The following is a 24,942-nucleotide window of genomic DNA, read 5'->3' as shown; positions in this document are numbered from 1 at the left end:
TGGTGAAGGTAGCTAAGCAATTGTTCAGGGAGTTTTCATTGCCTTTTAGTGTTGCGCTGGCATGGACGGTATATTCGTCGTGGGGGAAATCTTTTGAGTTGGTGTCCGCCGTTTCGATATTCGGTCCGGCATTTTTTCTTGCTAGTTGGCTAGTTGGTCAAATATTCAGGGTTCGCAAACAGGCAGGGGTTGAGCGGAGTTTAGGTGATGTTGAGTCGCGGCTTATTAATTTAACGACGAGCTTAGGTGGCGTGGAGGGAAGGCTAGAAAATATCTCTACAGGTCTAGAGAAGAATGTGCAGGAGTTGGTCGGGCATATCAATGGTGGCGACAGTTTTTGTTGTGTTATGCCTAATGGTGTTAAAGATGGTAAGCGTCAATGGCTTGTGCGGCAGTGTGGTGTGTACCCATTGTTTAATCTTAGGATGAGAATTGTTGATATTGAAGATTTAACAAAGCAAATAGAGGAGACGTTTGTTTGGGATGAGTTCTCTGTGGGCGGAACTGCTATAGTCAACAGTATCCCAAGGGCTTCAGGGGATCGCCAAGAAATTAATGTTTTCTTCCATTCTAGGAATGGTAGGGTTGCGCAAGAAATTCGATTTGATAGTGTCGCGGGGCAACAGGTCTATGCTTATCGACTGTCGCGCGACTATGAGACGCTGATTCAATACCTTCCGGATGGCTTTGCATTACGTGAGGAAGATAAACGTGACTGGCTGCCTGATGTAGGGGTCAGTGGCTCCCAGAAGGAGTGGGCGATTGAATATGCGTTTCAGAGGATTAGGGAAGGCGCCGGTCAGTCCGACGCCTTGGGCGAATGATCAGCTTGCTCTCACCGGCTTGTGCAGTTGAGATATTTCCTTGAGGGCGGCCTCGCGTTGGTGATCCAGATATTGCGCCAGGTCATATAGGTGGACACCTCTGGCGCTCTTCTGGCTGCTTTCGAGACGAGTGATAGGTAGTTTAATCTGGCCAGCCAGAACCTTCCTTTGGAACATGTCAGCGGTCAAATGGGTGAAGTAATCTTTGCAGACTTGGTCAAGTGGGATGATTGCGAGCCCGTTGTACTGGGCCATCAAAACAAACGCTGTATTCATGCGCGCCTCCCAGAGTTCCGGAAACTGTGGTACGCCTCGCCCCGTTCAATAGTTGGGATCGGAAGCCAGCCAATGGGTGTTACAAGGCCTTCGGTAGAGCGATCCTGTTCCCGATCCATGCTGGCGAATTGCCGGTTGTCGAATTCGGTATGGTCAAAGCCGCTGGCGCCGACCGTGGTTTCATAATCGGCATCTGCGGTTGGGTGGCCGGTTAAGTAAACGTACAGAAATACGAGCGTTTCGTCTTTTGGTGCGGTCGCCATATTGCGCCACTCCCACGGCTCGGCCTGAGTCACGGTAGGTGGGAGCAGAATGTTGCTGTCGGGCTTGCAGCCCTTGGCGTTTACAGGGCGGTGGCTCTGGAAAAGAGGCAATCTTCAGCGAGAGATATCGACCGTTGGAGGCATGTTGTCTGCGCAACACATTAATGTGTGGGAATTTGCGAGCCTGATCGTGAATAAGCCTGATCCTAATAGTCCCGACACGTGGGATTGGACTCCCGCAGTACAGGCCGCGGCTGATAGTATCCCATTTGATGATATTGCACCTTCAAATAAGTCCTTGTTTTTGTTTTTTCCACCAGGTCAGTACCGGATAACTTCTGTTGTTTTCCCAGAAAAGGTAAACGTTACTACGGGTGGTGCTGTTTTTCGACCATTTGATAGACAGGCATCATTATCGCATCTTATGAAATTCATGGGGCACAACACCTGCTACGATGTGACTATAGATATGGAGTTCGCCGTTGACTATGCTTCAGCAATTTGGATTAGAGGCCGCTACACTCAGTTCTTCGGATGCGTAATTTGGAAAGCAAGATATGCATGGATGACTGGCGACATTGCTTGGTCGTCAGATCCTAGCCAAGGCCATCTAGGCGATTCTGAAAATATTCTTCACGGATGTAATACAATTTGGAGTATTACTGTTATCAGGGCGTATGGGCAAAACACAATACTGCACTTGAATGATTGCCTTATGTATACACTCATATCTGCGATGGGGCAGGTAGAGCCTGACCACCCTGATTTACCCTATTGGAATTCTACGCCTGAATACACCATTATAAATTGCGGTGCGCTAATATATTTTAATGGCGGCGCTGTTTGTAATTTCAGTGGGGTTAGTCCGATATTCCTATCTCAGATTCAACCAGTGAGCAATCCTGCCTACAAGAACTCGTTCGGCAGGTTTTATTCCAAGAATACCCACATGGAAATAGGCGTTCTATTCAGGTGCGATTCTGTCGGGTCTTATACTGCTGACGACAATTCAACAAGATGTCTGGAGTTGAGTGGTTGTCATGGATATATGGCTTCTACTGGCGGAAACAGGATTGACTTAGGGTCTGCTTGCAAGCAATCAGTTTGGGTTTCGGATGATTGCAATTTTTATGGTAATATAGGAAACAATATAATCTATTCTGCCAATGCTTCTGCAGGTGTTCATGTTGGAGCAAACTCGTTCAGTAACTATGATGTGGATTATTTCCAGGCCCTTCACATCGCGCGACCTGTAGGCTACGAAAATTTTTGCCCTGTTAATGTCACAAGCTCAGGTCAAACTATAAACTCGACATCTTCCCCTGTTATCATGACTAGCCGAGACTCATCAGATCTTTGGATATCGTTTGAGGTAGATTGGTACTCGACATCAAGCGGATCGTTCACGCCTAAATCAAATATGCGTAATGTGTCATTCATCATAAGTCTTCTGTACCCTTCGGGTGCACAAAGCGATATGACGACTTACTTTCTGATTGTGGACGGTGTGGAGGTTGATGTTTGCACTGTTTATGGTGCTACACCAAGGGCTACGCTCAGGGCTAGGTCAATTCGTGCTGGCTCGATCGTAACAGTTAATGCCACTTGCACCCCGCCGAGGGCCGCAAGTGGCAGTATTAGCTCAAGGCTCACTGTGTTTGGGAATGTCTGACCTGATTCATGGAGAGCTTCTTAGGCTTCAAGAGCTCCCCAATCGGGAGCTCTACATACTTATAAGTCAGTATGGCCGCCGCTTGGCAAATTACTAAATTCAATGCAAGAAGAACTATCAGGTTAATGCTGTTAACTATTCCTGACGTTGTTACAATGTACGATATCCAAGGAAGAAGCATCCAGTGGACTAAGTAGAGGCTGTAAGAAGAATTCCCTAAAATGTCTAGGGCCCTTGGTGTGGATATATATTTTTCCAGGCTTATCGCCGACCACACTAGTAGGAATGCAAATGTTCCCCATATAATTGACCTGTGGTAAGCGCCACCAAAACCTGAAAATACGTCTTGCATTTCAGAAGCTAGGAAGCTTGGTATTGTTGTGAGAAGAATCACAATCGACATTTTCTTTCCAAGCAAGATTTCATTTCTAATGATTCGATAAAGTAGCATCCCAATAAGGAACTCTATCATCATTGGGTTAGCCATTATCATTAATGGTCTAAGTGTTGCGTGGTCGCTTGTCATTCCATATTTTGTCATCGAAGCCACGGCTAAGCTTGATGTAAGAAGAATTGAGGCAAAAGCAAGTATTAGGGAGTCGCACTTTCTAATTCCTATTGCCAAAGACGATGCAATTGTAATATAAAATGCAAACTCAAACTGTAGTGTCCATCCTACATCTAGCACTGGTGCAATAAATGCATGCGAAAACGTCAGTGATTGTAGGGCTAAGGATGTATCTACTTTGCTGCTATTGTACGCTCGCGAAATTTCTACATCGCTTGAGATTGGACTGCCGTTGATTATTGATGCGACAATAAATACCAGCACTGTTGCTACAAAGTAAAGAGGCCAAACCCTATATAGTCTTTTCTTTATAAATTGAGTCCATGACATGGAAGGGGTGTTGGTGTTTGATGTTGATGTGGGGTACAGAATTAGCAGCATTATGAAGCCGCTTATTACAAAAAATATGTCTACTCCAAATCCACCGAGCTTAAGGAGTGAAGGGTTTGCGCCTAACTCAGTTACAGCGACAAGAGGGTAGTGCGCGAATACAACCATTGCCGCAGCTATGAAGCGCAGAAACTGAACATTTCTGATCACTGAAATTTTCCTTTACCTTGAAGGTTTCCTTCTGCCGCGGATCATACAGTGCCTCTAGGTGGTTCGGGAAATTTGTAGGGGCGTGATGGGTGCGCTGCAGCGCGAGCAGGCATAGCGCTCGGCAACCAGTGCGACCTTTCCACCGATCCCGAGAACCACGCGGCCAAGCTTGTGAGCATGGCTTTTGAGTGTCGGCGCCGGAGTCAGGTCGACGATGTGCAGCTGTCTGACATGCTGGAGATGGCCGAGGCGGCCAGGTGGTTCGGCTTGAGCGAACACGAGGAGATGTATGCGTGTGGTTTGTTTGGCAGCCACGATGTGCCTGACTATGCGTGGGGGTGTGGATTGTCCCCGGAGTTTCGAGAAGAACCGGCAGTGGCAAACCGGAGTGCTGCCTTTTTCCTGCCCAAAAAATAGCCACTTACGCGGCTATCCCATCACCCTTGCTTAATTTTTGTTACAGCAAAAACTCGGCATACCTACAAGCCCCGGAAATACTGGGCCTTTTCAATTAATCGACCCGATCCATCATGGGTGCAACGCTGAACCGGCGGGAGGGTTCAGGGCGCGTGGTTTGTGGGTTTGAGGCTTGTGATGCAGTCCGTTCGTTCAACGTATTCAGTACCGATTACCGACAATTTTATGGCGTTGTACCATTCGCTCGGGACCCTGAACCAACAGAGCCGCGACAGGAGGCGTTCAAGACGCCAGTTTACCAAGAGCACCAGGTATTGGCCTGTAGAGCCTTGCTTGCCGCGGCCCCGATGGTCAGTCCGTCAGGGAAACATTGCCCGCGAAACCCCCTACGGCCTGGATAGCTTCCCGCTGACTTTGCCGAGCATCCGCCTTACGATAGATTGTTCGCCTCAATCAACTCGCGCCATGTCGAAACCCACAAACAGCCGGCATCCGAAGGGAAGACTCATGCATCCATACGACATGCCCCAAGCCGAAGCGGAGAAGATTCACGTCGAGATTGCCAAACTGATGGCAGAGACTCGCAAGCTCAATACCGAAGCAGGCAAATTGACCCGAGAAACCTTCTGGTACCCGATCGGCATCGCCACCGGTCTGGTGACAGCAGTGGCGGGCATCACCGCACTGACAATCAAGGTCTTTGCCTGAATTCCCAGCCCCGCAATCGCGGGGCTTCGTGGATCAAGGCCAATGGCCTGCACTTCATCAAATGGTCTACAAAGCTGGCGCCAGCGCCATCGATGGTCAAAGCTGCAGGTTCCCCTTGCATTGATAAAGGACTTCGCATGCCCATCCGACGCTCATCGATCGCCGCTGCCATCGCCTTGTCATTCCTGTCGTTTTCCGCACTCGCCGCCAACCTGGCTCCCGACGCGCTATTGAAAAAGGCCGAAGCCGAGCAGAAGGCCTATCTCGCCACCGTCAAGCAACTGGTCAATGTCGATACCGGAACCGGCCAGGCGCCGGGGCTGAAAACCGTCAGCGCCCTGCTGGTCGAGCGGCTCAAGGCGTTGGGTGCCGAGGTCAAAACCAGCCCGGCCAGCCCGTCGGCGGGTGACAACATCGTTGGCACCTTCAAGGGCACCGGCAGCAAGTCGTTCTTGCTGATGGTCCACTACGACACGGTGTTCCTGCCCGGCACTGCGGCCAAGCGGCCGTTCAAGGTCGAGGGCGAGCGTGCCTATGGTCCTGGCGTGGCCGATGCCAAAGGGGGTGTGGCGATGATCCTGCACTCGCTGAAGCTGCTGCAGGACGAGAAGTTCAAAGGCTTCGGCACCTTGACCGTACTGTTCAACCCGGATGAGGAAACCGGCTCCAGCGGCTCGAAGGCGATCATCGCGGAACTGGCGCGCAAGCATGACTACGTGTTCTCGTACGAGCCGCCGGACAAGGACGCGGTAACAGTCGCGACCAATGGCATCAATGGCGTATTTCTCGAAGTGAAAGGCAAGTCTTCCCACGCAGGGTCCGCACCCGAGGCTGGGCGTAATGCCGCCATGGAGTTGGCCCACCAGATGCTGCAGTTGAAGGACCTCGGCGACCCGGCCAAAGGCACCACGGTCAACTGGACGATGGTCAGGGCGGGCGACAAGCGCAACATCATTCCCGCCAGCGCCACGGCCGAGGCGGACATGCGCTACTCGGACCTGAGCGAGAGCGACCGGGTGCTGGCCGACGCGCAACGGCTCGTACAGAAGAAACTCATCGAGGGCACCGAAGTGACGGTGCGCCTCGACAAGGGCCGCCCGCCGCTGGCGAAGAACGCCGGCTCTGAGCAGTTGGCGAAAACTGCCCAGACGCTCTACGCGAAGATCGATCGCAATATCGAGCCGATTGCCATGCGTTTCGGGACTGATGCGGGCTATGCCTACGTGCCCGGCAGCGAGAAGCCGGCAGTGCTTGAAACCATGGGCGTGGTGGGGGCGGGATTGCATGCCGATGACGAGTACATCGAGCTGTCGAGCATCGCGCCGAGGCTTTATCTGACAGTGGCATTGATCCAGCAATTGTCCGAGGCGGCGAAGTAAGCGCGCGTAGGATCAAGTGGATATTGTCCTGCGATGACCAGCATGCCGGTTCCATTTGCCGAGGTGTCTGCTTCGTGGGCAAGTCGGGGCGCCGAACCGCCGCCCCTACAGGGGCGGGCAGTGTATTGCAGGCTTTGTGGCCGCGGCGGTTACTCAAGGCGACTGATTTCTGGCGACTTCCAGGTCGTTCATCAATGCTTTGGCCATGGCGCTCAGATACCTCAGGGCGACCATGGCCGCAGGCGTGATTGATTCATCACCCATTTCGCTCAGGTCGCGCACGCATCCCAGTAGTAGCGAGACTTCGTCGAAAGCCTGGCCGACGGGAATGCCGGGTTGCACGCGGAAAATCCCTAGCGCAGTGGCGATGCCGGGTGTGGTGCCTTCATTCATCGGCAAACCTCTTTCACATCCGCCTCAGTGCATGTTCGATCAAGGCGCGAGCCGTTTCTGCGGCGTGCGCTGCGTTGGCGAGCATGTTCAGGCCAGGAGTACCGGCCAGGGCCCGGCAGTGTTCGTCGAGGGTTTCGCTGACGCCGCGCAACAGTTCGCTGGCGTGAGCCAAGGCGTCGGGCGGAATGAGGTCGGAATGGATGGAGAAGTAGAGGTTGTTGACGAGTCTGAGGCGGGGTGGATCGGGGACGATCTTTTTCATGGCTAACTCCCATTAAGCAAAGTAGCCACCTTCATCATCCCTCTCACAGGACAAGGGTGGCAGCGGTGCGTGGGGTGAGAGACCGGCGAGAGTTAGCAAAAACCGGCCAGGCAGAAGCCTGCCCACGCACTGCTGCCATAGCAGTGCCGCCAACTCTTCAGTAAAGCCGGGCTCTCACCCCCCCCGGTCACCATAAGGGCGACCCGGGGAAATTAGCCCTGATGCTTATCTTCAACAACAGAGAAACGGCTGCGTGCTGCGTAGGCTAGTTCCCAGGCGGCGTTGAGCTGAAGTATTGGCGGGTAGACTCCGAATTTTCTGGGTGTAGTGGAGGGCAGCGGCGGTTCGGCGGGCCGATTTGTCCCGGGAACACGGGTGTAGTCCGTGCAAGGGCGCGCGGTGTCTTTTTCGCGGGCAAGCCCGCTCCCACAAGGCCCGCGCAGGTTTTGAGAACCCTGTATCGCGGGCCTGCAGGCGCGGGCAGCCTTGCCTCAGCCGTAGGCGAAGTTGTACTCCTCGTCGCGATCTTCCTTGGTGATCGGCCCGCCGGTGAGGTCGTACTTGTCCAATACCGGCTTGAGTTCGCCGAAGAACTGGTCCTGCATCTTCTCGCGCTTGGCCACTTCGATGATCGGCAACACGATCCCGGCCACCAGCCCGATACCCGCCGTGGCCCAGCCCAGCACGCCGGAGAAGGCACCGGCGATGGCGCCGACGTCGGCCAGTCCGAACAGGCCCGCACCGCCTTCGATGATCGAGGTGATCGCCGCACCGGTACCCAGCGCGCCGGTGGTCAGCGAGAAGCCGGCACCGACCTTGTCACCGGCGAAGGCACTGTTGACGCCGCTGATCAGGCCCAGCACGCCGCCGATGAAGCTGCCCGCACCGCCGATGACCTTGCCCAGGTTGCCCAGGCGGTTGATACCATCGGTGTTCTGCACCATCTTGCCTGTCGGGAACTCGCCGATCGGCGCGGGTTTGGACGGGTCTACCGGGGTGGGTTTCCAGACCATGCCATAACCGGCTTCCTTGGCGTACTTGGTGCCGCCCTCGATGATCAGGCCAGCGAACTGCATGCCTGCCGAAACGCGCGAGGCGTTGTCAGTCGGGCTGTTGCCACCAGTAGAGGAACGTGCGGCAAGCACGCCGCCGGCGAGCAGGGCGCTGCCAATGTGCAGCAGGCCTTGCTTGTAGGACTCGCTGACATTGAGCTTCAGACCGTCGATCGACTTGGGCAGGACGTCGCTGATCTTCTCGCCCTGGCGGTTGGTATCCCACACCGAGCGCAGCATCGAGATTACGTCCTGCGGACGGATCGGCGTACCGCTGGAGTCCTTGAACATGTCAGGGTCGTCGGCCATGGCCTTGTCGATGATGGCCTTGGCCTTGTTTTCATCGAAGTTGCCGCTACCGTCGCCAAAGATATCCTTGAGCGTGGTGTTGTCGGCACCGTCGATCAGCGAATCGGACACGGTCTGGTTGATGCGTTGGCCGACTTCGGAGGCTTCCTGCGGCGTCACCTTGTCGCCGAGGAACTCTTTGAACAGCGCGGCGTTGGAGGCGTACTGGCCGATGACGGTCATCGGGTCGCCGCCCTTGGACAGGCCATCCTCCAGGTCCTTGCCGTTGAGGATGTGCTCGCGGAAATATTGCTCGATATCGCCGGACTTGCCTGACTTGTCGGCGATCGATGCCAGGTCGACGCTGCCGTCGCCACCCAGGGCCAGGTCGGTCAGGGTGGCATCGGTACCGGCCAGGGCGAGGGCGTCAGGCAGCGAGAGCGGGTTGCCGTTGGCATCCTTGGTGGCCAGGGCGGTGTTGATGATGTTGCCGCTGTTGATCTGGCTGTCCTGGCTGTGCTGCAGCGCCTTCTTCATCGCCGGGTCGGCGTTGATGATGTCGCGCATGCCCGGGCCTTGATTTGCGGCCATGTAGGCCTTGACGTCCGCGTCGTTGCCCAGCTTGGAGATGGCATCGTCCAGCTGCTTCATGACCTTGGACTTGGTCGGGTTGAGGTGGTACTGGCTGTCGGCGGTGATACCGGCATACAGGTCGCCGTCGACCTTGTCGCTGGCCTGCAGGCGCGCACGCGCGTCCGTGATCTCCAGCATGGCCGCGGCCTTGGTCTTGCCGTCGTAGTTCTCGGGATGCTCGAGCACGTCCTTGGTCAGCTTGGAGGTGTCCACGTCAGCCAGAGAGCCGCGAATCGAGGCGTTGCTGAGCATCATCAGCACGCCGTGGTCGTCCTTCGGTGCCTGGTTTTCCAGCCAGGCGCCGATGTTCTTCTGCTGGACGATGCCGTCGGAGGAGGCGGTGGCGGGGTGGTCGCCGGCCGAGTCCATCACATGCCACATGCCCGGGTTGGACCAGTAGCCTGCGGCGCCGGTCAGTTCCGGGCTCAGGCCGCTGTCGGACTTGATCGCGTTGAGGTTGTCGGTGGTCAGGCTGCCGTTGTTGGCACGCTGGTTGGCGCCTTCCATCTGCGGGCCGGCGCTGCTGACCAGCGAGATGTTGGCCATGACGATGGCTGCGGACTTGGCGTTTTCCTTGGCCAGGTCGGAGGCACCCGGGTTTTTCGAGAGGAACTTCGAATACGCAGACGAGGCAGCCGACAGGTCCTTGTTCTGCTGGCTGATGAACTTGTCGACATCGGCGTGGGTGATGACCCCATCGCTCTTGCCCAGGCCGCCGCTGTCCAGGGCGTTCATCAGGCTCGGGCTGCCTGCCAGGTACTTGAGCGTGGCCTGCGCCTCGGGCGGCAGGTCGCTGGGTGGGTTGGCGAAGTCGATCTTGCGGTCGTGCAGGCCCCATTTGTCCCAGTTGTCGCTGAGCATCTTGGATGCGGCGCGCGGACGCTCCAGGTCTTTTTCGGCCTGGGTGGGCTTGTCGCCGCCCTTGTTGCCGGTGATGGTGTCCCAGTCGCGTACGCCGCTGGCGTACTTGGAGTTGTCGATCCAGCTGGTGTCGACTGCGCCGCCGACACCGAAGATGCCGTTGGACTCCTTGCTCATCGAGGCATAGAGATCCGGGCTGATGCCTTGGGAAACGATGATCTTCTCGCCGCTCTCGGTTTCGTAGCGGATCAGGCCGTGGCCCAGCTCCTCGGGCGTACCGATGGCGTTGATGCCGTCGGCGGGCTCGTCTGCCCTGGCCAGGCGATAGCCTTCCTGCTCGCTCTTGTTGATCAGGGTGAGGGCTTCGCCATCGGACTTCACCTGGTCGAACAGGGCATGGTTGGTCTCGTTGGCGACGATCACCTTGTCGCCGGACTGCGTTTCATAACGAATCAGGCCGGGGCCAACTTCGTCGGCAGGGCCGATGAACTTGTAGTCGTCCATGCCTGGGGGCACATCGCCGGACTGGGCGATGCGATAGCCCTCGGCCTTGCTCTTGTTAAGGGCGTCCACGGCGTCGGTCTTGCTGGCCATGCCTTCGAACAGGTAGGGGGTCATCTGCTTGATGATGATGATGTCGCGGCCGTCGCGGGTCTTGAGGTCCAGGACGTTGTCGGACAGCTTGGTGATCGAGGCGATGTTGGCCAGCGGGATGCCAGTGTTGCCGATATCGGCAAGGTTGGGGTCGTTGAGGTGCTTGATGACTTCCGGGTCGTTGGTGGCCAGTGCGGCGGCGATCTCTGCTTCCTTCTTGTTGTCGACCGCAGCGGCGACGATGAAGCGCTTATTGCCAGCAGGTGGGGTATCTGAAGTTTCCTTGAAGTTGGAAAGCGAGCGAGTGACTGCGGTTTCGAAGCGGGCCAGGGGGTTGTCGGAAGAGGCTGAGCCGGGGGCGTCGGTGTTGGTGGTTTTCATGGTGCCGGACCGTATTGATGCGGGAGGCTTCCGACGATAGGCAGGCAAGAAGTCATATTTGTTTCAAGTTGTAAAAGAACATTGCGAAGTGTGATTTTATTATCGTTTTAACGCGGCTGTGAAAGAGTAAGTGTACGCGTGGCCAAGTTGTGAAAGAGCCATGGGGTGTGGGTCTTGTAGTATTTGACAATGTTAAAAGTTGTGAGATTTTGAAATTTTATACTTGGTAATTACACAGTCTCATGGCCCGAGCGTCGGTTTCAGGACGCGCCCTGTCGTTTGCACGCTACCGTTTCCCGGCAACGGTGCCATCCTTATCAGGATGTCCGACGACCGAGTGCGCACAGACGCACCGGCTTGGACGAGGAAGGCGACCGTGATCCTGTGACCGTGACAGGCCCGGAACGCCACAGCAGAACACCGCCGGACACCTGCCCGCACCCTCGGGCGGATCCGGGTTGCCGAGGTCCGCTGTATGCCTGAAGAGACGCTTGACCTGCCCTTGATCCAGCGTGTGCTGGACAACCACAAGGAGGTGCCCGGTGCGCTGTTGCCGATCCTCCACGCCATCCAGCAAGGCCTGGGCCATGTACCCGATGAAGCAGTCCCCGAGATCGCCCATGCGCTGAACCTCAGCCTCGCCGAGGTGCGTGGGGTGATCAGCTTCTACCATGATTTCCGCACTTCGCCCCCGGCACGCCACACCCTGCGCCTGTGCCGCGCCGAGTCGTGCCAGAGCCGCGGCGCCGAAGCCCTGGCCGCGCAACTGCGCGAACAGCTCGGGCTGGACGACCATGGCACCACTGCCGACGGAGCATTGAGTCTGCGCCCGGTGTACTGCCTCGGCGCTTGCGCCTGCTCGCCAGCGCTGGAGCTGGACGGCCAGGTGCATGCGCGGCTCACGCCCGAGCGTCTGCACGCTTTGGTGAAAAGCTGCAGGGTGGAGGCGGGCGCATGATCAAGCTGTGTATTTCCTGCGATTCGCTGGCTCGCGCAGTGGGCGCCGACCAGGTCGCCGAGGCGTTCGAACGTGAGGCTGCACAGCGGCAACTGCCGCTGCAGATCCAGCGCACCAGCTCGCGTGGCCTGTATTGGCTCGAGCCATTGCTGGAGCTGGAAAGCGCCGAAGGGCGCCTGGGCTTCGGGCCGGTCATGCCGGAAGATGTGCCGGACCTGCTGGAGGCTCTGGACAAGGGGGGCGAGCATCCACTGGCATTGGGCCCTGTCGAACAGATCCCCTATCTGAAGACCCAGCAGCGCCTGCTGTTCGCCCGCGCCGGTATCACCCGCCCGTTGTCGCTGGACGACTATCAGGCCCATGGCGGCTTCGAGGGCTTGCGCAAGGCTGCATTGATGGACGGCGATGCAGTGGTTGCCGCAGTGCTCGATTCCGGCCTGCGTGGTCGGGGCGGGGCCGCGTTCCCGGCCGGCATCAAGTGGCGCACCGTGCGCCAGGCGCCGGCCGGGCAGAAGTACATTGTCTGCAATGCCGACGAAGGCGACTCCGGCACCTTCGCCGACCGCATGCTGATGGAGGGCGATCCCTTCCTGCTGATCGAAGGCATGATCATCGCCGGCCTCGCTGTCGGCGCAAGCAAGGGCTACATTTATGTGCGCTCCGAATACCCGGACGCCATCCGTGTGCTCAACGAGGCCGTGATGCTGGCCCGCGAAGCGGGTTATCTGGACGTCACTGGCAGCGGCGTGGCGTTCGAGCTCGAGGTGCGTGTGGGCGCTGGCGCCTATATTTGCGGCGAGGAGACGGCGCTGCTGGAGTCGATCGAAGGCAAGCGCGGCATCGTGCGCGCCAAGCCGCCACTGCCGGCGCTCGAGGGCCTGTTCGGCCAGCCGACGCTGGTGCATAACGTCCTGACCTTGGCTTCTGTGCCGATCATCCTGGCAAAAGGTGCCGCGTTCTATCGCGACTTTGGCATGGGCCGTTCACTGGGCACCTTGCCGTTCCAACTGGCGGGCAATGTGCGCCAGGGTGGGCTGGTCGAGCGGGCTTTTGGCCTGACCCTGCGTGAGCTGGTCGAGGGGTATGGCGGTGGTACCGCCAGTGGTCGTCCGTTGAAGGCCGCGCAGGTCGGCGGCCCGCTGGGCGCCTGGGTGCCGCCGTCGCAGTTCGATACGCCGCTGGACTACGAGGCCTTCGCTGCCATCGGCGCGATGATCGGCCATGGCGGTGTGGTGGTCGCTGACGACACACTGAACATGGCTGGCATGGCGCGCTTCGCCCTGCAGTTCTGCGCCGAGGAGTCCTGCGGCAAGTGCACGCCGTGCCGGATCGGGTCGACCCGCGGGATGGAAGTGGTGGATCGCCTGATCGCCAGCAGCGATCCTGCTGCGCGCGAGGATCAGGCCCACCTGCTGCGTGACCTGTGCGACACGATGCAGTACGGCTCGCTGTGCGCCATGGGCGGGATGACCGCTTACCCCGTGGCCAGCGCCCTCAAGCATTTTCCTGCCGATTTCGGTCTGGCCAGCCCGGAGGCCGCCCAATGATCCATTATTTCGACCCCGCCAACAGCGATATCGACCTGGGCACGCCTGCCCGCGACAGTGAAGTACAGGTCAGCCTGAACATCGACGGCCGCGCGATCAGCGTCCCAGCAGGCACCTCGGTGATGCGCGCTGCCGCGCTGCTGGGCACCAGCATCCCCAAGCTGTGCGCCACCGACAGCCTCGAAGCCTTTGGCTCATGCCGCATGTGCATGGTCGAGATCGACGGCATGCGCGGCTATCCGGCTTCATGCACCACGCCGGTCAGCGAAGGCATGGTGGTGCGTACCCAGACGCCGCGGCTGGCCGACCTGCGGCGCAATGTCATGGAGCTGTACATCTCCGATCACCCACTGGACTGCCTGACCTGCTCGGCCAACGGCAACTGCGAGCTGCAAACGGTCGCCGGCCAGGTGGGCCTGCGCGAAGTGCGCTATGGCTATGACGGGGCCAACCATCTCAACGAGGCCAAGGACGTCTCCAACCCGTACTTCGACTACGAGCCCAGCAAGTGCATCGTCTGCAGCCGCTGCGTGCGTGCCTGCGAAGACATTCAGGGCACCTTCGCCCTGACCATCAGTGGCCGAGGTTTCGAGTCGCGGGTGGCGGCGGCCGGGGGCGAGAATTTCCTCGCCTCCGAGTGCGTGTCGTGCGGCGCCTGCGTGCAGGCCTGCCCGACGGCGACCCTGACCGAGAAGAGCCTGGTCCAGCTCGGCCAGCCGGAGCGCGCGGTGATCACCACCTGTGCCTATTGCGGGGTGGGCTGCTCGTTCCGCGCCGAGATGAAGGGCGATCAACTGGTGCGCATGGTCCCGGACAAGAACGGCGGCGCCAACCACGGCCACGCCTGCGTCAAGGGGCGCTTCGCCTGGGGCTACGCCACTCACCCGGATCGCATCACCACGCCGATGATCCGCAAGCGCCTTGAAGACCCGTGGCAGGAAGTCAGCTGGGATGAGGCGCTGGCCTATGCCGCCAGTGAGTTCCGACGCATCCAGCTCAAGTACGGGCGCGATTCGATCGGCGGTATCACCTCCAGCCGTTGCACCAACGAAGAAGCCTATCTGGTGCAGAAGCTGGTGCGTGCCGCCTTTGGCAACAACAACGTGGACACCTGCGCGCGGGTCTGCCATTCGCCGACTGGCTATGGCCTGAAGCAGACCCTGGGCGAGTCCGCCGGAACCCAGAGCTTCGACTCGGTGATGCAGGCCGACGTGATCCTGGTGATCGGCGCCAACCCGACCGACGCTCACCCGGTGTTCGGTTCGCAACTCAAGCGCCGCCTGCGCCAGGGGGCACGGCTGATCGTCATCGACCCGCGCCGCATCGACCTGGTCGACTCGCCCCACGCCCGCGCCGAGTTGCACCTGCAACTGCGTCCGGGCACCAACGTCGCCATGCTCAATGCCCTGGCCCATGTGATCGTCGATGAAGGGCTGCTCGACCAGGCATTCATCGATGCGCGCTGCGAGAGTGCCGAGTTCACGCGTTGGCGTGAGTTCGTCGGCCTGGCCGAGAATTCACCCGAGGCGGTTGGGCCGGTGTGCGGCGTGCCTGCCGAGCAGATCCGCGAGGCGGCGCGGGTGTATGCGGGCGCCGGCAATGCGGCGATCTATTATGGCCTGGGCGTCACCGAACACAGCCAGGGCAGCACCGCGGTGATGGGCATCGCCAACCTGGCCATGGCAACCGGCAACATCGGTCGCGAAGGCGTGGGCGTCAATCCGTTGCGTGGTCAGAACAACGTCCAGGGCTCGTGCGACATGGGCTCCTTCCCCCATGAATTGCCGGGCTACCGGCACATCTCCAACGAAGCGGTGCGCAGCGAATTCGAGCAGGCCTGGGGCGTGACCTTGCAGCCCGACCCGGGGCTGCGTATCCCCAACATGTTCGAGGCCGCGCTCGACGGCAGCTTCAAGGCGCTGTACTGCCAGGGCGAGGATATCGCCCAGAGCGACCCGAACACCCAGCACGTCACCGCGGCACTGATGGCCATGGAGTGCGTGGTGGTGCAGGACATCTTCCTCAACGAAACCGCCAAGTTCGCCCATGTGTTCCTGCCGGGCAGTTCGTTCCTGGAAAAGGACGGCACCTTCACCAACGCCGAACGCCGTATCTCGCGGGTGCGCAAGGTGATGGAGCCGCTGGCCGGCAAGGCCGACTGGGAGGCGACCGTGGCCCTGGCCAACGCCCTGGGCTATCGCATGGACTACCGGCACCCGTCCGAGATCATGGACGAAATCGCCCGCCTGACGCCGAGCTTCCACCGCGTCAGCTATGCCGAGATCGACCGCCGCGGCAGCCTGCAATGGCCGTGCAACGAGGCCGCGCCCGACGGCACCCCGACCATGCACATCGACCAGTTCGTGCGCGGCAAGGGGCGATTCATGCTCACCGGTTATGTGCCCACCGACGAGAAGGTCAATGCCCGTTATCCGTTGTTGCTGACCACCGGCCGCATCCTCAGCCAATACAACGTTGGCGCCCAGACCCGTCGCACCCACAACGTTGCCTGGCACGATGAGGATCGCCTGGAGATCCACGCCAGCGATGCCGAAAGCCGCGGCATCCGCGACGGCGACTGGGTTGGCGTGGGCAGCCGTGCGGGGCAGAGCGTTTTGCGTGCGCGGGTCAGTGCGCGGGTGGCGCCGGGCGTGGTGTACACCACCTTCCACTTCCCTGAGTCTGGCGCCAACGTGATCACCACCGACAACTCCGACTGGGCCACCAACTGCCCCGAGTACAAGGTCACGGCGGTTGAGGTGGTGCGAGTCTTCCAGCCCTCGGAATGGCAGAAGCGCTACCAGCATTTCAGTGACGAACAGCAGCGCCTGCTCAAGGAGCGGCGTAAGGCCGAAGGCCAGGAAAAAGCCGAGGTGCGCCAATGAGCAGTGACAACCTGGTCAAGATGGCCAACCAGATCGCCCACTATTTCGACAGCGAGCCTGATCGTGCGCTGGCGGTGCAGGGGGTGAGACAACACCTGAACAGCTTCTGGACCCCGGCGATGAGGCGTCAGTTGAGCGAGTGGATCGAGGCCCACGCGGGGGAGGGGCTCGATTCGAAGGTGCGGGAGGCGTTGGGGTAACTGTGGGAGCGGGCTTGCCCGCGAAAAAGACACCGCGCTGCCTGGCACGGGCTACGCCCGTGTTCGCGGGACAAGTCGGGGCGCCGAACCGCCGCTCCCACAGGGGGATTGGGCTGGCCTTTAGATTTTGAACAAGACAGTTGCCCCTACACGGATCGAGTCGGATTCGTTGCATGTGCGATCGGGCTGGCAAGCCCAACATGAAACCTCCGTCATCTTCGCCAACCCCGGCCGGTGCTAGGCTCGAGTAAATACTCGCCACGGAAACCCCACCATGGAAATGAACTGGCACCAGGCCCTGCAAGAGAGCCTGAGCTGGCTTGCAGTCGCTTCATTGATCACACTTGTCGGCTTCACCGCCGCCGCTTTCCTGGCGGTGCGCTTCACCCGCTGGGGCCAGCAGTTCTGGCAGTTGGCGGGTGAGTACTTCAGTTTCAGGCGCAGCTGGCGCCCGCTGCTCGTATTTGCACTGTTGTTGTTCCTGGCGCTGTTCTCGGTGCGCATGAACGTGCTGTTCTCGTTCTGGTACAACGGTTTCTATAGCGCCCTGCAGGGCCTGGACCAGACGGCGTTCTGGTACCTGCTTGGGGTATTCGCGGTACTGGCAACCATTCATGTGCTGCGTTCACTGTTCAACTACTACGTCACCCAGTCGTTCAACATCCACTGGCGGGTCTGGCTGACCGAGCGCCTGACTGCCGACTGGATGCATGGCGATGCCTACTACCGCGGGCAATTCTTAGATGAGCCGGTGGACAACCCTGACCAACGTATCGAACTGGACGTCAACGCCTTCGTTACCGGCTCGGTGTCGCTGGCCCTCGGGGCAGTGAGTGCGTTGGTCTCGCTGGTGGCGTTCACCGGCATTCTCTGGGGGCTGTCGGCACCACTGGCGGTTGCCGGGGTGGAGGTGCCGCGGGCGATGGTGTTTGCGGTCTATGTCTATGTGCTCATCGCCACCTGGATCGCTTTCCGCCTCGGGCGGCCGTTGATTCGCCTGAATTTCCTCAACGAAAAGCTCACGGCGAACTTTCGCTACGCACTGATGCGCTTGCGCGAGAATGCCGAGAACATTGCCTTCTACCAGGGCGCGCAGGTCGAGCGGGGCACGTTGCTCGGGCGCTTCTTCGCCTTGATCGGCAATGTCTGGGCGTTGGTCTGGCGGAGCCTGAAGTTCAATGGTTTCAACCTGGGTGTCAGCCAGGTCGCGGTGGTGTTCCCGTTCATCCTGCAGGCGCCGCGTTTCTTCAGCGGAGCGATCAAGCTGGGTGATGTGATGCAGACGTCGCAGGCGTTCGGACAAGTGCAGGATTCGTTGTCGTTTTTCCGTGAGTCCTACGACACCTTTGCCAGCTACCGCGCGACCCTCGATCGTCTCACCGGTTTTCTCGATGCCAACCACCAGGCCAGCGAGCTGCCGCACGTGGCTACCCGCGAGCTGCCGCGGGCCTTGGATATCGCCGGCCTGCAGGTGCTGCGCCCGGATGGCCACCGCTTGATCGCCGACCTGAGTCTGAAGCTGCAGGCCGGGCAGGCCTTGCTGATCAAGGGGCCTTCGGGCAGCGGCAAGACCACGCTGCTTCGGGCCCTGGCGGGATTGTGGCCTTATGCAGAAGGGGCGGTCGCGCGGCCGTTGGGTGAGCAGGCGCTGTTCCTGTCGCAGCGGCCGTACCTGCCGTTGGGGGATCTGCGCACCGCCATCGCCTACCCGGCCCAGGTCGGCCAGGAGCAGGATGCGCGGATGCAACAGGCATTGCGGCAAGTGAACCTGGCGCATCTGGCTGAGCGCCTCGAGGAAAGCCGCGACTGGACGCGCATCCTGTCGATCGGCGAGCAGCAGCGCCTGGCGTTTGCGCGAGTATTGTTCAACCAGCCGCATGTGGTGTTCCTCGACGAGTCCACCTCGGCGATGGATGAAGGCTTGGAACATGCCTTGTATTCGCTGCTGCGCAACGAAATGCCGGAAACCTTGCTGGTGAGTGTCGGGCATCGCAGCACGCTGGCCGGGTTCCACAGCCACCGGCTGGAGGTCGATGGCCAGGGTGGATGGGCGTTGTTCGAGCAGGACGCGGTGGTGCTGTCCTGAGCATCAGCCGTAGACGAAAAAGCCCCCTGGCATCGCTGCCAGGGGGCTTTTTCATATGGCGCAGGCCTTACATGTTGGGGTAGTTAGGGCCGCCGGCACCTTCTGGGGTGACCCAGGTGATGTTCTGCGACGGATCCTTGATGTCGCAGGTCTTGCAGTGCACGCAGTTCTGCGCGTTGATCTGGAAGCGCTTGCTGCCGTCTTCCTGGGTGACCACCTCGTAGACACCGGCCGGGCAGTAACGCTGCGCGGGTTCGTCGTACAGCGGCAGGTTGGTGGCGATCGGCACGTTCGGATCGGTCAGCTTCAAGTGGCAGGGTTGCTCTTCTTCATGGTTGGTGCTGGAGAGGAACACCGAGCTGAGTTTGTCGAAGCTGAGCTTGCCGTCGGGCTTGGGGTAGTCGATCTTCTTGGCGTCGGCGGCCAGCTTCAGGCAGGCGTAGTCCGGCTTGGTGTCGTGCAGGGTGAAGGGCATCTTGCCGCCGAACCAGTTCTGGTCGATATAGTTGAACGCTGCTCCGAACAGCGGGCCGAACTTGTGCATGGCCGGGCCGAAGTTGCGGCTGGCGTACAGCTCCTCATACAGCCAGCTGGCCTTGAATGCCTCGACGTAGCTGTTGAGGGCGTCGCCGCCTTCGCTGCCGGCGAACAGGGCGTCGGCCACTGCATCGGCGGCCAGCATGCCGGACTTCATTGCAGTGTGGCTGCCCTTGATCTTGGCGAAGTTCAAGGTGCCCAGATCGCAACCGATCAGCGCGCCACCGTTGAACACCATCTTCGGCAGCGAGTTCAGGCCGCCCTTGCAGATGGCGCGGGCGCCGTAGCTGATGCGCTTGCCGCCTTCCAGATATTGGCTGATCACCGGGTGGTGCTTCAGGCGCTGGAACTCGTCGAACGGCGACAGGTAAGGGTTGGCATAGGAGAGGTCGACGATCAGGCCGACCACCACCTGGTTGTTCTCCAGGTGATAGAGGAACGAGCCGCCGGTGTTCTCGGCGCTGACTACATCCAGCGGCCAGCCGGCGGTGTGCACCACCAGGCCCTGTTCGTGCTTGCTCGGGTCGATCTCCCAGATTTCCTTGATGCCGATACCGTAGTGCTGCACATCGGCTTCGCTGTCCAGGTCGAAGCGCTTGATCAGCTGCTTGCCAATGTGGCCGCGGCAACCTTCGGCGAACAGCGTGTACTTGGCGCGCAGCTCCATGCCGGGGGTGTATAGGCCGTCCTTGGGCTGACCTTCGCGGTCGACACCCAGGTCGCCGGTGACGATGCCACGGACCACGCCGTTTTCGTCGAACAGCGCTTCCTGGGCGGCGAAGCCGGGATAGATTTCCACGCCCAGGTTCTCGGCCTGCTGGGCCAGCCAGCGGCACAGGTTGCCCAGCGAGATGATGTAGTTGCCCTGGTTGTGCATGGTCTTGGGCACGAACAGGTCCGGCACCTTGACCGAACTGCCCTGGTCCTTGAGCACATAGATGTCGTCGCGCTTGACCTCGGTGTTCAGCGGCGCGCCGAGTTCTTTCCAGTCGGGGAACAGCTCGTTCAGCGCGCGGGGTTCGAAGACCGCACCGGAGAGGATGTGGGCGCCGACCTCGGAGCCTTTCTCGACCACGCAGACGCTGATCTCGTTACCGGCTTCGGCGGCCTTCTGCTTCAGGCGGCAGGCGGCAGACAGGCCCGCCGGGCCTGCGCCGACGATGACCACGTCGAATTCCATGTATTCGCGTTCCACAGGTTCTCTCCTACTCAAGGCTCATCGCGTTGCTTGTCTTATCTTATGGGTGTCGGATGCCCGCTCACGGTCGGGGCAGCTGTAGCCGTGCCGGTGGCGGACTACACCGTTTTGTCTTGGCCGCGCATTATATCTACACCACTTGGCGGGTCCAATACAAACGTTTGTTTGAATTTGCCGCAGCCCAGTAAAATCACAGGAGGGCGGCTGGAGGCTGGCCAATTTGCCGTATTGACCGGATTGGGTGTTACGGTCAAGATACGAGCGGTTTTACGCTCGCCGTAGGCTGACCGTCGGGCGCAGGTGCACCTCTAAAAACCAGGCGTAGAGCAGGGAATACAGGCCGAAACCCTTTTTGTAGTGGAGTCTACACGCCACGACAGAAAATGACCCGCGGGTTTTGCCCCGCCAGTCCGCACAGGACTGATCGGTCATGGCAAATTTCGCTCGACCCGGAACGTTTTCAGAGGTGTCCTTGTACCCACGCGCATTCGCCGGGCACGCCCCAGGCGACATTCTTTTCACCGGAGAGTAACGAGGAATCCATGAAGGTTCTTGTAGCTGTCAAACGAGTGGTCGACTACAACGTCAAGGTTCGCGTCAAGGCGGACAACTCCGGCGTCGACCTTGCAAACGTCAAGATGTCCATGAACCCCTTCTGCGAAATCGCCGTGGAAGAAGCCGTACGCCTGAAAGAGAAGGGCGTTGCGACCGAGATCGTCGCCGTTGCCGTCGGCCCGACCGCTGCCCAGGAGCAACTGCGTACCGCCCTGGCACTGGGTGCCGATCGTGCCATCCTGGTCGAGACCGCCGAGGAGCTGAACTCCCTGGCCGTGGCCAAGGCGCTGAAGGCCATCGTCGATAAAGAGCAGCCACAGCTGGTCATCCTCGGCAAGCAGGCCATCGACAGTGACAACAACCAGACCGGCCAGATGCTGGCTGCGCTGACCGGCTACGCCCAGGGCACCTTCGCCTCCAAGGTCGAAGTGGCTGGCGACAAGCTGAACGTCACCCGCGAGATCGATGGCGGCCTGCAGACCGTCGCGCTGAACCTGCCGGCGATCGTCACCACCGACCTGCGCCTGAACGAGCCGCGCTACGCGTCGCTGCCGAACATCATGAAGGCCAAGAAGAAGCCGCTGGAGACTGTGACTCCAGACGCGCTGGGCGTATCCACCGCCTCCACCACCAAGACCGTGAAAGTCGAAGCGCCTGCTGCACGCAGCGCCGGTATCAAGGTTAAGTCGGTGGCCGAACTGGTCGAGAAGCTGAAGAACGAAGCGAAGGTAATCTAAATGACTATCCTGGTTGTCGCTGAACACGAGAACGGTGCCGTTGCCCCGGCTACCCTGAACACTGTCGCTGCTGCCGCCAAGATCGGTGGTGATGTGCACGTGCTGGTCGCAGGCCAGAACGTCGGTGGCGTCGCCGAGTCCGCTGCCAAGATCGCGGGCGTTGCCAAGGTGCTGGTTGCGGACAACGCCGCCTACGCCCACGCCCTGCCTGAAAACGTAGCGCCCCTGATCGTCGAGCTGGCCAAGGGCTACAGCCACGTGCTGGCTCCGGCCACCACCAACGGCAAGAACATCCTGCCACGCGTTGCTGCGCTGCTGGACGTCGACCAGATCTCCGAGATCGTCTCGGTCGAATCCGCCGACACCTTCAAGCGCCCGATCTATGCCGGTAACGCCATTGCTACCGTGCAATCGAGCGCTGCGGTCAAGGTCATCACCGTGCGTACCACCGGCTTCGACGCCGTGGCCGCCGAAGGTGGTTCGGCTGCGGTGGAAGCCGTGGCTGCTGCCCATGATGCTGGCAAGTCGGCCTTCGTCAACGAAGAGCTGGCCAAGTCCGATCGTCCCGAGCTGACCGCTGCCAAGATCGTCGTCTCCGGCGGCCGTGGCATGGGCAACGGTGACAACTTCAAGCACCTGTACGCCCTGGCCGACAAGCTCGGTGCTGCGGTCGGTGCTTCCCGTGCCGCCGTCGACGCGGGCTTCGTGCCGAACGACATGCAGGTCGGCCAGACCGGCAAGATCGTCGCGCCGCAGTTGTACATCGCCGTCGGTATCTCCGGCGCGATCCAGCACCTGGCGGGCATGAAGGACTCCAAGGTGATCGTCGCGATCAACAAGGACGAAGAAGCCCCGATCTTCCAGGTGGCCGACTACGGCCTGGTTGCCGACCTCTTCGAGGCGGTGCCTGAGCTGGAAAAGCTGGTCTGATCCGAGCGCTTCACTTATAAAGAAGCCCGACCCTCGTAACAGGGGTCGGGCTTTTTTTTGCATGGCTGGCAAGGAGTAGGGTAATGGCGTTTGGCAGAACGGGTCGGTTGCTGGCCTGCATGGTGGCCTTGGCATCCTCGCAGGCGATGGCCGCCGGCAAATGTGAAAAGCTGGTGGCCACCGGCAGCCCGGATGCACCGCCGTACTCCTGGCAGGACCCGAAAGACTCTCGGCACCTGATCGGTGCCAACGTCGACCTGCTGCGTCAGGTGGCGGACGAGTTGGGGGTGCGGGTCGAGGTGCTGCATGCCGGGCGCCGCGAGCAGGCGCTGGAAGAGGTGCGCAGCGGGCGGATGGACCTGTTGCTGGATACGCCGATGCAAGTCGGCCAGTTGACCGCGCTGGACTACATCCATCCACCCCTGCAGCTCAACGAGTACTTGGTCTGGACCCGCCACGACTCCACACTGGATTTCGAGGGTCCTGCGGATCTGGCCCGCTATCAGGGCAGCCTTTCGGAGAAGGCCCGGCTGACCCCGGCGTTCGAAGCGTTCGCCAAGTCCCAGCTTAAGCTGGTGCCTGCGCAGAATCTTACCCAGGCCTTCCAGAAGTTGGTGCTGGGGCAGGTCGATTACGTATTGGCGGGGCGCTATTCGGGGATGGCCATGACCCAGAGCCTGGGCATGAGCAACGACCTTGTCGCGCGCGGCCTGCCAGTGGATCGTCCGGGGCTGTACCTGGCCGTGTCGCACAATTCGGCCTGTAACGATGCCTGGCTGCGTGGGCAACTGGCTAAAAAGCTGACAGAATTGCCGATCTCTGGCGCCTCCGAGTCGGTGCTGCAGCGGAATGTGGAGCGCTGGAAAGCGCAGATGCAGATGACCGGGGACGCCCCCAAACAGTAGGAAGAATGCGTGAGAACCCAACCACTGATCCTGGTCCTGGCTTTAGCAGCCCTGGCCGGTTGTGCCAACGATCCGGCTCCTCATGAGCAGATGCGCCTGTCCGAGCAGGCGCTGGAGCAGGCCAAGGCTGTCGGCGCGACTGAGCAGGTCGAGGCGTTCAAGCTGGCCGAAGACAAGTTCGCTCGGGCCAAGACCAACATGGCCAGCGAAGATTTTCGTGATGCGCGCATGCGCGCCGAGCAGGCCGAGCTGGATGCACGCCTGGCCGAGGCTCAGGTGTTGACCCAGAAAAGCGAAGAGCAGTTGAAGGTGACCGAGTCGCGGATCAAGCGCCTGCGCAAGCAGCTGGAGGTACAGCCATGAGCCGTACATTCAAGCCCGGCGCCGCCTTGGTCGTGCTGGCGTTGGCCGTCGGCCTGCAGGGTTGCGCGAGCCAGCGCAGCGAGTCGGCGCTGGACGATGCCACGGCTGCGTTCCAGAAGGTCAAGGACAACTCCGACGTGCTGCGCAGTGCGCCGCGTGATGTGATCCGTGCAGGTGAGTCGCTGGCGCGAGCAGAGCGCCTGGCCAGTTATGTAGGCAGTGGCACTGACGTACGCCACTATGCCTACCTCAGCCAGCGCTACAGCGAGATCGCCCGCGAGCACGCCAATCTGGCGCTGAACCAGGAACGCCTGGCCAAGCTCGACCTGGAGCGCCAACGTCTGCAGTTGGCGCTGCGTGAAGCGAAGCTGGCCAGCGTGCAGCAGCAGGGCAAGTGGGTCGAATCGCAGATCGCCGCCCTGGCATCGGAGCAGGCCGATCGCGGCCTGGTGATGACGCTGGGGGACGTGCTGTTCGACACCGGCGAGGCGGAACTCAAGAACTCCGCCAGTCGCACGGTGCTCAAGCTGGTGCAGTTCCTGCAGCTCAATCCGCGCCGCGTGGTACGAATCGAGGGCTACACCGACAGCACCGGGGCGGCTGAAGACAACCTGAAGCTGTCCCGTGACCGCGCGCAGTCGGTGGCTGACATGCTGGTCGACCTGGGCATCGACGAGAAACGCATCGAGGTCGAGGGGTATGGCGACCAGTACCCGGTCGAGGTCAACGCCTCGGAGCGGGGCAGGGCGCAGAACCGCCGTGTGGAGATCGTGTTCTCCGATGAGAAGGGCAAGCTCGCGCCGCCGCGCTGAGGGCTGTTCGGGTGCTGCCTGGCACCCGTGCTGACGGTTCGTCTGTTCGCCGCTGTCAAGCAAGTGTAATGTCGACTATTCTCGGAACTGTCCCAGTACACTTTGCAACTGTTACGGT

General features: G+C 60.1%; 21 protein-coding genes. 14 read left to right on the top strand and 7 right to left on the bottom strand.

Annotated elements, in window-relative coordinates; all coding sequences use genetic code 11:
* Window positions 1–2 precede the first annotated feature (2 nt).
* Window positions 3–824, top strand: coding sequence for a hypothetical protein (locus ACK3BK_RS17030; protein ID WP_411382946.1), 822 nt, complete (start codon window positions 3–5; stop codon window positions 822–824).
* On the opposite strand, the gene ACK3BK_RS17025 is transcribed toward ACK3BK_RS17030, so the two are convergent.
* The gene (locus tag ACK3BK_RS17025; protein WP_411382945.1) at window positions 825–1,100 is read right to left on the bottom strand and encodes a pyocin activator PrtN family protein; all 276 of its coding nucleotides are present in this window, start codon (window positions 1,098–1,100) and stop codon (window positions 825–827) included.
* A complete protein-coding gene (locus ACK3BK_RS17020) occupies window positions 1,097–1,363 on the bottom strand; it encodes a hypothetical protein (RefSeq protein WP_411382944.1) in 267 nt (88 codons plus the stop codon). The genes ACK3BK_RS17025 and ACK3BK_RS17020 overlap by 4 nt, the downstream gene beginning before the upstream one ends.
* A 190-nt stretch (window positions 1,364–1,553) precedes the next feature.
* Between ACK3BK_RS17020 and ACK3BK_RS17015 the strand changes: the two genes are divergently transcribed.
* Entirely contained in the window at window positions 1,554–3,035 is a 1,482-nt protein-coding gene (locus tag ACK3BK_RS17015; protein WP_411382943.1) for a hypothetical protein, read from the top strand.
* Here ACK3BK_RS17015 and ACK3BK_RS17010 read toward each other — a convergent pair.
* Window positions 3,013–4,143, bottom strand: coding sequence for an acyltransferase family protein (locus tag ACK3BK_RS17010; protein WP_411382942.1), 1,131 nt, complete (start codon window positions 4,141–4,143; stop codon window positions 3,013–3,015). The two genes, ACK3BK_RS17015 and ACK3BK_RS17010, sit on opposite strands and share 23 nt — an antisense overlap.
* Before the next feature lie 939 nt (window positions 4,144–5,082).
* Here ACK3BK_RS17010 and ACK3BK_RS17005 point away from each other — a divergent pair.
* Window positions 5,083–5,268 carry a hypothetical protein gene (locus ACK3BK_RS17005; RefSeq protein ID WP_186720091.1) on the top strand — a complete coding sequence of 62 codons (186 nt, stop codon included), beginning with the start codon at window positions 5,083–5,085 and terminating at the stop codon, window positions 5,266–5,268.
* A gap of 137 nt (window positions 5,269–5,405) precedes the next feature.
* Window positions 5,406–6,647, top strand: coding sequence for a M20/M25/M40 family metallo-hydrolase (locus tag ACK3BK_RS17000; RefSeq protein ID WP_186720022.1), 1,242 nt, complete (start codon window positions 5,406–5,408; stop codon window positions 6,645–6,647).
* Window positions 6,648–6,800: 153 nt separating this feature from the next.
* On the opposite strand, the gene ACK3BK_RS16995 is transcribed toward ACK3BK_RS17000, so the two are convergent.
* The 3 genes from ACK3BK_RS16995 to ACK3BK_RS16985 form a co-directional block, all read right to left on the bottom strand.
* The gene (locus ACK3BK_RS16995) at window positions 6,801–7,040 is read right to left on the bottom strand and encodes a DUF3077 domain-containing protein (RefSeq protein WP_063545600.1); all 240 of its coding nucleotides are present in this window, start codon (window positions 7,038–7,040) and stop codon (window positions 6,801–6,803) included.
* A 13-nt stretch (window positions 7,041–7,053) separates the two neighbouring features.
* Window positions 7,054–7,302, bottom strand: coding sequence for a hypothetical protein (locus tag ACK3BK_RS16990; protein ID WP_411382941.1), 249 nt, complete (start codon window positions 7,300–7,302; stop codon window positions 7,054–7,056).
* Window positions 7,303–7,793: 491 nt separating this feature from the next.
* The gene (locus ACK3BK_RS16985) at window positions 7,794–11,111 is read right to left on the bottom strand and encodes a type III effector HrpK domain-containing protein (RefSeq protein WP_411382940.1); all 3,318 of its coding nucleotides are present in this window, start codon (window positions 11,109–11,111) and stop codon (window positions 7,794–7,796) included.
* Window positions 11,112–11,586: 475 nt separating this feature from the next.
* Here ACK3BK_RS16985 and ACK3BK_RS16980 point away from each other — a divergent pair, with 475 nt between their 5' ends.
* From ACK3BK_RS16980 to ACK3BK_RS16960, 5 genes are all read left to right on the top strand, one after another.
* Entirely contained in the window at window positions 11,587–12,069 is a 483-nt protein-coding gene (locus tag ACK3BK_RS16980) for a formate dehydrogenase subunit gamma (protein WP_411382939.1), read from the top strand.
* Window positions 12,066–13,616, top strand: a complete 1,551-nt coding sequence (locus tag ACK3BK_RS16975; RefSeq protein ID WP_411382938.1) for a formate dehydrogenase beta subunit — start codon at window positions 12,066–12,068, stop codon at window positions 13,614–13,616. Before ACK3BK_RS16980 ends, ACK3BK_RS16975 begins: the two co-directional genes overlap by 4 nt.
* A complete protein-coding gene (fdhF, locus tag ACK3BK_RS16970; RefSeq protein WP_411382937.1) occupies window positions 13,613–16,501 on the top strand; it encodes a formate dehydrogenase subunit alpha in 2,889 nt (962 codons plus the stop codon). Before ACK3BK_RS16975 ends, fdhF begins: the two co-directional genes overlap by 4 nt.
* Window positions 16,498–16,701 carry a formate dehydrogenase subunit delta gene (locus tag ACK3BK_RS16965; protein WP_065861968.1) on the top strand — a complete coding sequence of 68 codons (204 nt, stop codon included), beginning with the start codon at window positions 16,498–16,500 and terminating at the stop codon, window positions 16,699–16,701. The genes fdhF and ACK3BK_RS16965 overlap by 4 nt, the downstream gene beginning before the upstream one ends.
* A 274-nt stretch (window positions 16,702–16,975) precedes the next feature.
* A complete protein-coding gene (locus ACK3BK_RS16960; RefSeq protein WP_186666248.1) occupies window positions 16,976–18,787 on the top strand; it encodes an ABC transporter ATP-binding protein/permease in 1,812 nt (603 codons plus the stop codon).
* Between the two features lie 67 nt (window positions 18,788–18,854).
* Here ACK3BK_RS16960 and ACK3BK_RS16955 read toward each other — a convergent pair whose 3' ends face one another.
* Window positions 18,855–20,519, bottom strand: a complete 1,665-nt coding sequence (locus ACK3BK_RS16955) for an electron transfer flavoprotein-ubiquinone oxidoreductase (protein ID WP_411382936.1) — start codon at window positions 20,517–20,519, stop codon at window positions 18,855–18,857.
* A gap of 545 nt (window positions 20,520–21,064) precedes the next feature.
* On the opposite strand from ACK3BK_RS16955, the gene ACK3BK_RS16950 reads away from it, so the two are divergent.
* The 5 genes from ACK3BK_RS16950 (at window position 21,065) to ACK3BK_RS16930 (ending at window position 24,824) form a co-directional block, all read left to right on the top strand.
* Window positions 21,065–21,814 (top strand): electron transfer flavoprotein subunit beta/FixA family protein, encoded by a 750-nt coding sequence (locus ACK3BK_RS16950; protein ID WP_186711010.1) that lies wholly within the window; start codon window positions 21,065–21,067, stop codon window positions 21,812–21,814.
* Window positions 21,815–22,744: an electron transfer flavoprotein subunit alpha/FixB family protein gene (locus ACK3BK_RS16945; RefSeq protein WP_186666242.1), complete on the top strand. Its 930-nt coding sequence runs from the start codon at window positions 21,815–21,817 to the stop codon at window positions 22,742–22,744.
* Between the two features lie 83 nt (window positions 22,745–22,827).
* Window positions 22,828–23,649, top strand: a complete 822-nt coding sequence (locus ACK3BK_RS16940; protein WP_411382935.1) for a substrate-binding periplasmic protein — start codon at window positions 22,828–22,830, stop codon at window positions 23,647–23,649.
* Window positions 23,650–23,658: 9 nt separating this feature from the next.
* The gene (locus tag ACK3BK_RS16935; RefSeq protein WP_411382934.1) at window positions 23,659–24,012 is read left to right on the top strand and encodes a DUF4398 domain-containing protein; all 354 of its coding nucleotides are present in this window, start codon (window positions 23,659–23,661) and stop codon (window positions 24,010–24,012) included.
* Window positions 24,009–24,824 (top strand): OmpA family protein, encoded by an 816-nt coding sequence (locus ACK3BK_RS16930; protein ID WP_411382933.1) that lies wholly within the window; start codon window positions 24,009–24,011, stop codon window positions 24,822–24,824. Before ACK3BK_RS16935 ends, ACK3BK_RS16930 begins: the two co-directional genes overlap by 4 nt.
* The last annotated feature ends 118 nt before the right edge of the window (window positions 24,825–24,942 follow it).

It is taken from the genome of Pseudomonas sp. L7, from assembly GCF_046605565.1.
Taxonomy (GTDB): domain Bacteria; phylum Pseudomonadota; class Gammaproteobacteria; order Pseudomonadales; family Pseudomonadaceae; genus Aquipseudomonas; species Aquipseudomonas wayambapalatensis.
Note: the sequence above shows the minus strand (reverse complement) of the source record. Positions and strands in the feature narration are given on the sequence as shown.